Source organism: Brevundimonas sp., assembly GCF_027484365.1.
Classification (GTDB): Bacteria; Pseudomonadota; Alphaproteobacteria; order Caulobacterales; family Caulobacteraceae; genus Brevundimonas.
In genome coordinates, this window is sequence record NZ_JAIXTC010000023.1 from 71754 (window position 1) to 83790 (window position 12037).

Below are 12037 nucleotides of genomic sequence, written 5' to 3' on the forward strand. Positions count from 1 at the left end.
TCCTGACTTGTTCTCCTGGCATTAACCTGGCAGTCTGCGATCCTTGGTGAACGCGGAGAATCAGCCGTGTCGGAGTATGCCAGCATGGTGAAACAGGCGGGCCAGGCAGCAGCCGACAAGGCAGTGCAACTTGGCTATATCGACGGACCGGCGAAGCCGGTCGCTGCCCAGCCGAAGCTGAAGCTCGTTCGCGGTGACAAGGACGCCGCTGCAGCAGACTTCACCTTCATCGACCTGTTCGCCGGGATCGGCGGACTGCGGCGTGGCTTCGAGTCCATCGGCGGGAAGTGCGTCTTCACGTCCGAGTGGGACAAGTACAGCCAGAAGACCTACGCCGCGAACTTCCCGGACGACGATCACGAGATCAACGGCGACATCACCAAGGTCGATGTCGAGGACATCCCGGCCCATGACGTGCTGCTGGCCGGCTTCCCGTGTCAGCCGTTTTCGATCGCCGGCGTGTCCAAGAAGAATGCCCTCGGTCGCGCACACGGTTTTGAAGACAAGACCCAGGGCACCCTGTTTTTCGATGTGGCGCGGATCATCGCCCATCACCGGCCTTCGGCCTTCCTGCTGGAGAACGTCCGCAACCTGATCGGTCACGACAAGGGCAAGACCTTCCAGACGATCAAGGACGTCCTGACGGAGGAACTCGGCTACACGATCGACTGGCGCGTGATCGACGGCCGGTCCTGGACGCCGCAGCACCGCGAGCGGATTTTCATCATCGGCTTCCGTGAGGACCAGGGGTTCCGGTTCGCTGACCTCAAGACCCCGGACGCCGCACCGAAGCTGCGGGACATCCTGCATCCGGGCGACGGGTCGGAGGCGCCGGACCAGAGGTTCACCGTCGGAAACTCCGGCCGCGTGTCGGAGAAGTACACACTGACCGACCACCTCTGGAACTATCTCCAGCGGTACAAGGAGAAGCACCAGGCGGCCGGAAACGGTTTTGGCTTCGGCCTGGTTGGGCCTGACGATGTCGCGCGGACCCTGTCGGCCCGCTACTACAAGGACGGCTCGGAAATCCTGATCGAACAGGAGGAGGGCAAGGCGCCGAGACGCCTGACTCCGAGAGAATGCGCCCGGCTGATGGGGTTTGATGAGCCGCAAGGGAATGAGTTCATCATTCCGGTGTCGGACACCCAGGCCTATCGCCAGTTCGGGAACTCGGTCGTCGTGCCTGCCGTGAAAGCCGTGGCCGAACATATGAAGCCACACCTGTTCCGGGCCCTGGCTGCGCAGCGTAAGGTGGCGGTTGGCTGACGTCGTCGATGCGGCGACGCGAAGCCGGATGATGTCCGGCATCCGGGGCAAGAACACCAAACCCGAACTGACGATCCGCAAGGCGCTGCATGCGCGCGGGTTTCGCTACCGGATCCACTGCAAGGACCTGCCGGGCAATCCGGACCTGTGCCTGCCGAAATATCGGGCGGTGATCTTCGTGCACGGCTGCTTCTGGCACGGGCACGACTGTCATCTGTTCAAATGGCCGAAGACGCGACCGGAGTTCTGGAAACAGAAGATCGAGCGCAATCAGGCCGTCGATGCGGCGGCGCGAGCGCAGCTGTTGGCCGAGGGCTGGCGTGTGATGCAGATTTGGGAATGCTCAATGAAGGGGCGTCAAGCCGCAGAAGTTGACGAGGTTGTTTCACGCGTGCACCTATGGTTGAAGTCTGGCGATCCGGAAGCGAATGTCACATTGAAAGCAGGCGCTGAGTGCTGATTTCTGAAGTCGTTGACTTGATGAAGCGACACGGCGCGCGACACATTATCTGCAAGGCCTTGGCGCCCAACGATAACTCCAAGAACCAAGTCTATGTGGCTGGCAGCCTCGACATTCTGAACGTCCTTCCAATGGAAGATGTGCGAGAAGAAGTCAGCGAAAGCGGAACCGCCGTACTGAAAGCCAAGCTCAACTTGTATTGGGTAAAGCCGGAGTCGGCGCTTCAGAACGCGCCGCATGCTCAGTTGATACTTTACCCGCAGTATCCTGAGGTGCGCCTGTCTGGATTCCTGCGGGGGACGAGGAATGCGCCAAACAGCGTCATGACATCTCGAGACCCCTACAGAACCTTGTTTCTAGGTGTGGGAAGCGCTGGAGAAATCTATGCGTTCGCGAGCCTCGACCCAGAGCTGGCAGCGGCTGTAGAGGCCTTGCCGTCCGAAACCCAATACGGGTCATTCAAATCCGCCTTGGGCGGGAAGGCCTTTGGCGCGCGGGAACGCCTTATCGAGAAACTCAAAGCCATTTCAGATTTGGGTTGGGTAAGAGCGCAGAAGCTATCTGTTGACGGAACTTTCGGCGTTTGCCGGGGCCCAAACTGCGGTGGCTTGACGCTTGAGGCGCTCTTCGGAATCTCACCGAACGGACGCAGCGAACCGGACTACGAGGGCTGGGAGCTAAAAACACATACTGTGGTGGGCTTCGATCGGACGCCGACCGGCAATCTGACCCTGATGACGCCGGAACCAACTACTGGCATCTACCGCGAGGACGGTGCGGCGCAGTTTGTTCGCATGTTTGGGTACAGTGATGCTGGCATTCCAGATCGCCTGAATTTTTCTAGCCCGCACAGGATCAATGAGCGCAACTCGCGCACCGGGCTGACGCTGCGTCTGGACGGATACAACGACTGCAGGATCGACAATCCACTGGGATCACTGGTCCTGCTCCGCGACAATGACACGGTTGCCGCAGGGTGGCCTTTCGCTGGCCTGCTGTCCCACTGGAACCGGAAACACGCACAGGCGGCCTATGTCGCCAACATGTGCCGAGGAAAACCGGACGCCGAGTATCGCTACGGTGCCAGTTGGCGTCTCGGAGAAGGAACAGATTTCAACCGCTTCCTGCACGCGGTTTCGATCGGCCAGGTCATCTATGATCCCGGCATCAAGCTGGAAGGTGCATCCAGCGACCGACCGCAGCTAAAGCGTCGCAACCAGTTCCGTATCAGGTCGAAAGACCTCGGCAGCCTGTACGCCAGCTTTACGAACGTGCGGTCACCCGACTAGCGACAACAACCCTTCAACGATACGGCAGAGTTTAGGGCGATGCCTGAGCGACTTCGAGCGCGCGGGTTGGAAATCGCCAAGGCGATGGCGGAACAGTGGAGCTCCGTCGGCTGACGGCGCGGCTGCGGCCGGCCCCCTCCACCGCTTCGCGGTCCCCCTCCCCCAAGGGGGGAGGATCACGATACCCATCAACACATCCCCCGATTTCGCCTTGCGGATCAAAGGCCGGCACTATTCAGGGGCTTCTTGCGCGCATACGCTCGCGGCGGCCGCACACTGTCGGCATGACCAAAGCTCCTCCCGAAGTCCCCGCGAACTATTACCTTCTCTCGGACGAGACCTGGGCGCTGATCGTCGAGGACTACGCCAACGGGGCCATGGCGAAGGAGGTGGCCGCGAAGTGGAGGGTCGGGCCCAACTCCGTCTATCGTCACGCCAGCGCGGCCGGGCTGACCAAGCGGGAATGCGGCGACGAGAGGGCGCGCGCCCACGCAGAGGCGGTGACGCAGGCGGCCTGGGCGCGGGATGACCCCCCGGGGCCGGCGACGACCGGGCCGACCCTGACCGCCCTGTTCGCTCCGCCGCCGGAAGAGGACCCGGACGCGGGCGATCCCGGCGCGCTGGCGCGGGCGGCGATCCTGGCCTCCGGCCGGGCGATGAAGGGGCGACTGTGGGCCGAGGCCAAGGCTCTGGCCGGGCTGGCGGAGAGCTATGCCCGGCTGGGCGACCGTATGGTCGGAGAGTTCGAGAGCGATCGGCCGTCGCCGCAGGACGCGGCGGCGCTGGCCTATGTGCTGGAACGGCTGGAGGCGGAAGATCGGGAGGCCGAACGGCGGGGCGAGATCGAACGGGAGGCGGGGGCGTGACGATGTCGGCAAGCCGCTTGCCCCGGGGCGAGGCCTGCGCCTAGTCTGGATTGTGGCCGAAATGGGCGGCGCGGGAGTGGTGTGGCGTGCGCGGTGAGTTCGGTCTTCTTCTGGCGCTGGCGGCGTCCCTGCCGACGATGATGGCGGGGGCGGCGGAGGCCGGGGCTCCGGTCTCCGAAAGTCGGGCCGCGCAGGCCGTGCCGATCTTCCAGCCGGGCGCCCCCGGACAGCCGTCGCGGGTGGTGACGCCGGAAGAGGCGATGGCCCTGGGGCGGACGACCTACACCGCGGCCGACGTCGGCTTCATGCAGCATATGATCGTCCACCACGCCCAGGCGGTGGAGATGGTCGCCCTGCTGGACACGCGCGGATCGGACCGGCGGGTGAAGCTTCTGGGGCGTCGCATCGCCCTGAGCCAGGAGGCCGAGATCGCCCTGATGCGCGGCTGGCTGGCCGAGCGGGGTCAGCCCGAGACGATGCCGGGGATGGATCACGCCGCCATGGGGCACGGGGCCCATGCGGGCATGGATCACGGGAGCATGGGCCACGGGAGCATGGGGCACGGGCCCGATCCCGACGACACCCCGGTGATGGCCGGGATGCTGACTCCGCGCCAGATGCGGACCCTGGCGGCGGCGAGCGGGACGGACTTCGACCGGCTGTTCCTGGCCGGGATGATCCAGCATCATCAGGGGGCGATCGACATGGTCGAGGCCCTGATGGCGACACCCGACGCCGCCCAGGACACCCTGTTGTCCGACTTCACGAATGCGGTCGTCGCCGATCAGTCGACCGAGATCCTGCGTATGCAGTCCCTGTCCGCCGAACTCTGACCCTTCGCCCCTCCATCCTTCGCCCCCCCCTTTGAACGAGGCCCGCCATGACCGTCCGCCGCACCCTGCTTTCCTCCGTCGCCGCATTGGGGCTGTTGCTGGGGGCGACCGCCGCCGCGGCGCAGCAGTCCTCGGCGGGCGGGTCGGTTCAGGTGATCGGGACGGATGCCCGATCGAGCCTGTCGGCCGGTTACGACGACGCCGGACTGGCGGCCGTGGGCCTGTCGCTGGTCAGCCATACGCCGCATGCGCCGGGCTTCGGCACCCGCGAGACGATGTTCTCGCCGCCGCGCAACGCCGAGGAGGGCGCCGCCATGCGGGCGGCGAGGGAGGGGAACCCGAGCTTCAGCGTCCTGGGCACGGCCAACTCCGATCTGGCGATGTCGAACGGGCGTCTGTTCGTCGGCAACTTCAACGGCTTCAACGCCTATGACGTCACGGGCGACACGCCACGGCTGGTGATGTCGGTGGTCTGCCCCGGCGGTCAGGGCGACGTCTCGGTGCACGGCGACCTGTTGTTCATGTCGGTCGAGGAGAACCGCGGGCGGCTCGACTGCGGCACGGGCGGCAATGAGGGCGAGGTCAGCGCCGAGCGGTTCCGCGGGGTGCGGATCTTCGACATCTCCGACCTGAACAACCCGCGCCAAATCGCGGCGGTCCAGACCTGCCGCGGGTCGCACACCCATACCCTGGTGCCGGATCCATCGGACCGGAACGTCCTCTATATCTACGGCCAGGGCACGTCCGACGTGCGCGAGACGGGCGAGCTCGACATCTGCACCGACGGCGAGCCGGATGAAAACCCGGAGACGGCCCTGTTCTCGATCGACGTGATCAAGGTGCCGCTGGACCATCCCGAGGCCGCCGCCCTGGTGAACCGTCCGCGCATCTTCGCCGATGCCGCGACCGGCCGGGTCGCGGGCCTGTGGCGTGGCGGACGGGCCGGCATCGCCACCCAGGACACGGCCCAGACCAACCAGTGCCACGACATCACCGTCTATCCGGAGATCGGCCTGGCGGGCGGCGCCTGCAGCGGCAACGGCATCCTGCTGGACATCACCGACCCAGTGAACCCGCGCAGGACCTCGGACATCTTCGATCCCGACATGGCCTACTGGCACTCGGCGACCTTCAACAACGCCGGCGACAAGGTGGTCTTCACCGACGAGTGGGGCGGCGGTATCGGCGCGCGCTGCCGGGCCGAGGATCCGGCCACCTGGGGCGCCAATATGATCGCCACGATCGCCGACCGCACCCTGACCGGACGCAGCTTCCACAAACTGCCGACGGCCCAGGGCGCGACCGAGAACTGCGTCGCCCACAACGGCAACATCATCCCCGTCCCCGGGCGCGACCTGATGGTGCAGTCCTGGTACCAGGGCGGGGTCTCGATCATGGACTTCACCGATCCCGCCCACGCCGTGGAGATCGCCTATTTCGACCGCGGCCCGATCAGCGCCGAGCGGCTGTACGTCGGCGGCTCGTGGTCGGCCTACTGGTTCAACGGGCGGATCTACTCGAGCGAGATCGCGCGGGGGCTGGACGTGCTGAAGCTGCTGCCGTCGGACCAGCTGTCGGCGGCCGAGATCGCGGCGGCCGAGGCCATCATGGCCGAAGAGATCAACCCGCAGACCCAGACGAAGATCGAATGGGCCGACAGCCCTGACGTGGCGGAGTCCTATGTCGACCAGCTGGCGCGTTCCGCTGTGATCACGGACGATGTCGAGGCGCGGGCGCGCACCCTGATCGAGGGCTGGCGTTCGGGCACCGCCGACAAGGCGATGGCGGGTCGGCTGGCGGGCGAGCTGGCGACGGCTCCCGACGGCGCGACCGATGCGACCAGGGCGCGGATGGGCTCCCTGTCGGCCCTGCTGGGAAGATTGGCCGCCTAGACATCGTCAGGCTTCGGACAATCGGGCGGCAGGAGCGATCCTGCCGCCCTTTTTGCCCGTCTGATGATAAGTTCAGTCGATCTCCGGCATCAGTTTAATCGACTTAATCTCTGGGCTCGGCTCTGTTACCCATTGGACATCCAACTCGGACCCTGATCGGAGAAGAACGATGCCCATGGACGGAAACGACCTCGTCGAGCCCACCACCCAGTGCCCGCTGGGCCACGGCGTGCGGTTTCACACCAGCTTCGGCGGCCGCTCGAACCGCGACTGGTGGCCGAACCAGCTGAACCTGAAGATCCTGTCCCAGCATTCGTCGCTGGTCAGCCCGTTCGCGCCGACCTTCAAATATCGGGATGAGGTCGCGAAGCTGGACGTCGAAGCCCTGAAGGCCGACCTGCGGGCGCTGCAGACCGACAGCCAGGACTGGTGGCCCGCCGACTATGGCCACTATGGGCCGTTCTTCGTCCGCATGGCCTGGCACTCGGCCGGGACCTATCGCACCGGCGACGGGCGCGGCGGATCGGGGTCGGGGACCCAGAGGTTCGCGCCGCTGAACTCGTGGCCCGACAACGGCAACCTCGACAAGGCGCGGCGCCTGTTGTGGCCGGTCAAGCAGAAATACGGCAACCAGGTCAGCTGGGCCGACCTGATGATCCTGGCCGCAGACGTCGGCATGGAGACCATGGGCTTCGAGACCTTCGGCTTCGGCTTCGGCCGCGAGGACGTGTGGGAGCCGTCGGAGGACGTCCACTGGGGCGCCGAGGACACCTGGCTGGGCGACGGCCGCTACAAGGGCGATCGCGAGCTGGATAAGCCCCTCGCGGCCGTTCAGATGGGGCTGATCTACGTCAATCCGGAAGGGCCGAACGGCAAGCCTGACCCGATGGCCTCGGCCCGCGACATCCGCGAGACCTTCGCCCGGATGGCGATGAACGACGAGGAGACCGTCGCCCTGATCGCCGGGGGCCACACCTTCGGCAAGGCGCACGGCGCCGGTGATGCGAAACATGTGGGTGTCGAGCCTGAGGGCGCCGGCATCCTGGAGCAGGGCTTCGGCTGGAAGAACAGCTGGGAGAGCGGCAAGGGGGTGCACACCATCACCTCGGGTCTGGAAGGCGCCTGGACGCCCAATCCGATCCAGTGGGACAACGGCTATTTCGACACCCTGTTCGGCCACGAATGGGAGCTGACGAAGAGCCCGGCCGGCGCCCAGCAATGGCGGCCGGTGGACCGCGCCGCCGACACCCTGGTGCCCGACGCCCACGACCCGTCGCGGCGTCATGCGCCGATGATGGCGACGACCGACATCGCCCTGCGCACCGACCCCGCCTATCTGGAAATCTCGAAGCGGTTCCACGCCAACCCGGAACAGTTCCGCGACGCCTTCGCCCGCGCCTGGTTCAAGCTGACGCACCGCGACATGGGGCCGAAGGAACGCTACCTCGGCCCGCTCGTGCCGCAGGAGGAACTGCTGTGGCAGGATCCGATCCCGGCGGTCGATCATCCCCTGATCGATGCGGCGGACGTCGGTGTGCTGAAGGAGAAGATCCTGGCGTCCGGTCTGTCGGTCACGGAACTGGTGGCCACCGCCTGGGCCTCGGCCTCGACCTTCCGCGGGTCGGACAAGCGGGGCGGCGCCAATGGCGCGCGCATCCGGCTGGAGCCGCAGCGCAGCTGGCCGGTCAACCAGCCGGCGCAGCTGGCGAAGGTGCTGGGCGTGCTGGAGGGGATCCAGCGCGATTTCAACGCGGGCGGCAAGACGGTGTCCCTGGCCGACCTGATCGTCCTGGCCGGTACGCTGGCGGTGCAGGAGGCGGCGAAGGCGGCCGGCTTCGACGTCGCGGCGCCCTTCACCCCGGGCCGGGCCGACGCCTCCCAGGACCAGACCGACATCGAGTCCTTCTCGGTTCTGGAGCCCGAGGCCGACGCCTTCCGCAACTATCAGCGGGGCGAGTTCTCCCTGACGGCCGAGGAGATGATGATCGACCGGGCCCAGCTGCTGACCCTGACGGCGCCCGAGATGACGGTGCTGTGGGGCGGGCTGCGCGCGCTGAACGCCAATACCGACGGCGTCCAGCACGGGGTCTTCACCCACCGCCCGGGCCAGCTGACCAACGACGTCTTCGTCAACCTGCTCGACATGGGCACGGTCTGGAGCGCGACCTCCGATGAGGAGGTCCAGTTCGAGGGCCGCGACCGGGCGACCGGCGACCTGAAGTGGACGGCGACCCGCGTCGACCTGGTGTTCGGCTCCAACTCCCAGCTGCGCGCCCTGGCCGAGGTCTATGGCCAGTCGGACTCGGGCGAGAAGTTCGTTAAGGACTTCGTCGCCGCCTGGACCAAGGTGATGAACGCGGACCGGTTCGACCTGGCCTGACGGGGGACCCTACCCCCGTCGGAAGGCGGCGACGGCGTCGACGGCGGCGCGGACCGAGGTCTCGATCCCGGCCCAGTCGCCCGCCTTCACCGCCGCGTCGGTGACCAGTTTGGAGCCCATGCCCGCCGCCACGATCCCGGCGCCGAACCATTTCGCGATGGAGGCGGCGTCGGGGTCGACTCCGCCGGTCGGCATGATCTTCGTCCAGGGCATGGGCCCCATCACCGCCTTGACGAAGTCCGGCCCGCCGACCGAGGCGCCGGGGAAGAGCTTGATGATGTCGCAGCCCAGGGCGTGGGCCTCGGTGATGTCGCGCACCGAGCCGCAGCCGGGGAAGTAGGCGACCATGCGGCGGTTGCAGACCGTCGCCACCTCGGGCACCAGGGCCGGCGAGACCACGAACCGCGCGGCGCGGTTCAGGTACATCGCCGCGGTCCCCGCATCGAGCACCGAGCCGATGCCCAGGACGATGTCCGGATCGGTCCGGCCCAGCTCCTTTGCGATCTCGGCGAACAGGTCGACGGCGAAGTCGCCCCGGTTGGTGAACTCGATCACCGGCGCCCCGCCGCGCGCACAGGCGCGGATCACACTCATCGCGACCTCGGGGTCGGGATTGTAGAAGACCGGGCAGACGCCCTGGGCTTCGAGGGCTTTCAGGACGGATACGCGGTCGATCGGCATGGGTCTGGCTCCGGGGATGCCGCACCGGGATCGCGGATCGATGGGCGGTCCGTCAAGCCACTTCGGGTTTCAGAGGTCGGCGGGTGTGGGGCTGACCTCAGACGCCGGGTTCGCGGCGGGCCTCCTCCGTCACGGCGCCGATCGGGCGCGGCTGGTCCGGCGAGAGCCAGCCCGGCGGCAGGGGCTCGGCATAGCCGGGCGGGACAGGGAAGCCGTCGCCATAGGCGAAGCGGCCCGTGGCGCCCCGGAAGCCCAGGATGTACCAGACCTCGATCATATAGCCGTGGGCGCGATCGCGATCCTCGGTCATCGTCCCGCTCACCCGCCGCCCGGCCGCGCCGATCAGGTCGGCGACATCGCGGGCGGGCAGGGGACCGTCGGGGCGGGCGAGAACGGCGTCGATCAGGTCATTGACGGCGGCGTTCAGGGTGGCTTCGTCCCCGGGCGTCTCCGCCCCGGTATAGTAGAGGGGCGGGACATCCTCGGGCCGGAATTTGGGCTCGGTCCGCAGGGCGATGAGGCGGGCGCGCCGGTCCGGGGTCAGGGTGACGACCTCGGTGCTCGTCGACGGAAGCATCGAAATCCACCGGATATAGACCCACCCGCCGCCGGCCAGCAGGAGCAGGGTCAGGACAGCCAGGGCGATCAGGGCGATCCGCATGGCGGCCAGTCTAGCGCAGGTGCGCGATCAGGGTCATCAGGAGCCCTCTCCCGCCGGGAGAGGGCGCTCAAACCCGCTCCACCCGTCCGATCGTCAGGCGGGGCGGCGCGAGACCGCCATCAGGCCGCCGACGGTCGCCAGTATCAGGCACAGCGCCAGGAAGGCCCATTCCGACAGCGTCGGGACGGGCGTGGGGGCGGCGACCTGGAAGGTGACCGGCCCGGACACGCTGCCCAGGCTGGTCTGGTTGTCGGTCTGGCTGGCCGAGCAACTGCCGTTGGCGCCGGTCAGGGCGGCGGCGCTCGGTCCATCGCTCCGCGTGAGGCACAGGCGATTGTTGTACCCCACGGCGGAGTTCTGAAGCACAGCCACATAGGAGATGTACGAGTTCGGATCATCGGTGACGCCCGCCTGGAATGGAGGGCCGGTCAGCTTCTGCACGATGAACCGGAAGGCCGTCACCGTGCCCGCGCCGTTCGTGGTGACCGCGGCCGTGTGCAGGTTGATGTTGGGACCCGGTGTATAGGTCCGCACCCCGTCGTTCAGGTTGAAGCCCGTCACCTGGAGGCCGACATCCGACAGCGTCAGGTTCGGGGCCAGAGGGGCGGCGAAGGTGATCGTGCCCTGGACCTTCATCGCGGTCGTGTAGTTGAAACACTCACTGAGAGTGCAGGCAGGGGCGGCCGCCACGCTGGCGTAGGTCGGCGATTCAATCGTGTAGGTGGTGCTTTGCGCCGTCGCCGCGCCTGCGGCGGCCCAGAGCGCGAGGGCTGAGATCCAGGCCGTCACAAGCCCGATGAACCCGACCGGCCGACGGCCCCTGGTCATTGCCGACATCTGTCCCCTCCCCTGGACGTGAAGCCCGACGAGCGACGAGCCTGATAACTGATCACCGATCATACTTCTTCGGCCGGTGCAAGGGGCAGTATGACGAGGGCGGCCCGGACTCTACAGCCGCTCCACCCGCCCGATCCTCAGCCGCCCGACGCTGAGTTCGTCGACATGCAGCCGCCGCACCGTCGCGCGGCCCACCGACAGCCGGCCGACGGCCAGGGCGCCGATGGCCAGGGCCCCGATCGCCAGCGCGCCGAGCATCAGGGAGCCGACCGCGCCGGTCCCCAGGGCACGCGCGCCGGAGGCGACGGCACCGGCCCTGGCGGACCTGACGGCCACGGGCGGGGTGAGGCGGAGGGGATGGGTCATGGGGGGAGAATAGCACTCCCTCTCCCGGCGGGAGAGGGCTTGAGGCTCGCACAGCGCAGCGCGCCGCCAGCCGAAAGGGTGAGGGGCAGCCGTTGAAGTCGGCGTCAGCCGTGTCCGTGCGACGGCTCACGCCGACGGACCCGCCAGCCCCTCACCCTTGAGCGCAATCCTGATCGCTGGCGCTCTCAGGCGCTCAAGCCCTCTCCCGCCGGGAGAGGGAGGATCAACGGCGCCCCTCTCCCGGCGGGAGAGGGCTTGAGGCTCGGCAAGCGTAGCGCGCCGCCAGCCGAAAGGGTGAGGGGCATCCGTCCGAAGTTGGGTCTCGATCCGTGCGACGGCTCACGCCGATGGACCCGCCAACCCCTCACCCTTTCGCGCAAGTCTGATCGCCTGACGGCTCTCAGGCGCTCAAGCCCTCTCCCGCCGGGAGAGGGAGGCCGCGTCCGGGTTCACGAACCGGAACGCCTTCGCCCGCTGACGCAGGAAGCGGTGGATGAAGGGGGGCT

11 protein-coding genes are annotated in these 12037 nt (G+C 67.3%); 7 read left to right on the forward strand and 4 right to left on the reverse strand.

The window, feature by feature from the left end:
* Positions 1–66 precede the first annotated feature (66 nt).
* From dcm to katG, 7 genes are all read left to right on the forward strand, one after another.
* Positions 67–1266: a DNA (cytosine-5-)-methyltransferase gene (dcm, locus tag Q0044_RS12075; protein ID WP_298162535.1), complete on the forward strand. Its 1200-nt coding sequence runs from the start codon at positions 67–69 to the stop codon at positions 1264–1266.
* The gene (locus Q0044_RS12080; RefSeq protein WP_298162536.1) at positions 1259–1726 is read left to right on the forward strand and encodes a very short patch repair endonuclease; all 468 of its coding nucleotides are present in this window, start codon (positions 1259–1261) and stop codon (positions 1724–1726) included. Before dcm ends, Q0044_RS12080 begins: the two co-directional genes overlap by 8 nt.
* On the forward strand, positions 1720–3015 hold the full coding sequence (locus tag Q0044_RS12085) for an MvaI/BcnI family restriction endonuclease (protein WP_298162537.1): 1296 nt from the start codon (positions 1720–1722) through the stop codon (positions 3013–3015). The genes Q0044_RS12080 and Q0044_RS12085 overlap by 7 nt, the downstream gene beginning before the upstream one ends.
* Positions 3016–3299: 284 nt before the next feature.
* On the forward strand, positions 3300–3881 hold the full coding sequence (locus Q0044_RS12090; protein WP_298162538.1) for a hypothetical protein: 582 nt from the start codon (positions 3300–3302) through the stop codon (positions 3879–3881).
* An 86-nt stretch (positions 3882–3967) separates the two neighbouring features.
* Positions 3968–4714 carry a DUF305 domain-containing protein gene (locus Q0044_RS12095; RefSeq protein ID WP_298162539.1) on the forward strand — a complete coding sequence of 249 codons (747 nt, stop codon included), beginning with the start codon at positions 3968–3970 and terminating at the stop codon, positions 4712–4714.
* A 47-nt stretch (positions 4715–4761) separates the two neighbouring features.
* Entirely contained in the window at positions 4762–6606 is a 1845-nt protein-coding gene (locus tag Q0044_RS12100) for an LVIVD repeat-containing protein (protein ID WP_298162542.1), read from the forward strand.
* Between the two features lie 175 nt (positions 6607–6781).
* Complete coding sequence (gene katG, locus Q0044_RS12105) at positions 6782–8986, forward strand: catalase/peroxidase HPI (RefSeq protein WP_298162767.1); 2205 nt, start codon at positions 6782–6784, stop codon at positions 8984–8986.
* Positions 8987–8995: 9 nt separating this feature from the next.
* Here the strand turns inward: katG and Q0044_RS12110 are convergent, their stop codons facing one another.
* From Q0044_RS12110 to Q0044_RS12125, 4 genes are all read right to left on the reverse strand, one after another.
* Positions 8996–9667, reverse strand: coding sequence for a bifunctional 4-hydroxy-2-oxoglutarate aldolase/2-dehydro-3-deoxy-phosphogluconate aldolase (locus Q0044_RS12110; RefSeq protein ID WP_298162543.1), 672 nt, complete (start codon positions 9665–9667; stop codon positions 8996–8998).
* A gap of 97 nt (positions 9668–9764) precedes the next feature.
* The gene (locus tag Q0044_RS12115; RefSeq protein WP_298162544.1) at positions 9765–10328 is read right to left on the reverse strand and encodes a DUF4844 domain-containing protein; all 564 of its coding nucleotides are present in this window, start codon (positions 10326–10328) and stop codon (positions 9765–9767) included.
* Positions 10329–10421: 93 nt separating this feature from the next.
* Positions 10422–11156, reverse strand: coding sequence for a hypothetical protein (locus Q0044_RS12120; protein WP_298162545.1), 735 nt, complete (start codon positions 11154–11156; stop codon positions 10422–10424).
* A gap of 120 nt (positions 11157–11276) precedes the next feature.
* A complete protein-coding gene (locus Q0044_RS12125) occupies positions 11277–11531 on the reverse strand; it encodes a hypothetical protein (protein WP_298162546.1) in 255 nt (84 codons plus the stop codon).
* Positions 11532–12037 lie beyond the last annotated feature (506 nt).

Excerpts from the sequence above, each read along its gene's own strand:
- Q0044_RS12090 (WP_298162538.1), top strand. The coding sequence starts at position 3,300 with ATGACCAAAGCTCCTCCCGAAGTCCCCGCGAACTATTACCTTCTCTCG.
- Q0044_RS12100 (WP_298162542.1), top strand. The coding sequence starts at position 4,762 with ATGACCGTCCGCCGCACCCTGCTTTCCTCCGTCGCCGCATTGGGGCTG.
- katG (WP_298162767.1), top strand. The coding sequence starts at position 6,782 with ATGGACGGAAACGACCTCGTCGAGCCCACCACCCAGTGCCCGCTGGGC.
- Q0044_RS12110 (WP_298162543.1), bottom strand. The coding sequence starts at position 9,667 with ATGCCGATCGACCGCGTATCCGTCCTGAAAGCCCTCGAAGCCCAGGGC.
- Q0044_RS12115 (WP_298162544.1), bottom strand. The coding sequence starts at position 10,328 with ATGCGGATCGCCCTGATCGCCCTGGCTGTCCTGACCCTGCTCCTGCTG.
- Q0044_RS12120 (WP_298162545.1), bottom strand. The coding sequence starts at position 11,156 with ATGACCAGGGGCCGTCGGCCGGTCGGGTTCATCGGGCTTGTGACGGCC.
- Q0044_RS12125 (WP_298162546.1), bottom strand. The coding sequence starts at position 11,531 with ATGACCCATCCCCTCCGCCTCACCCCGCCCGTGGCCGTCAGGTCCGCC.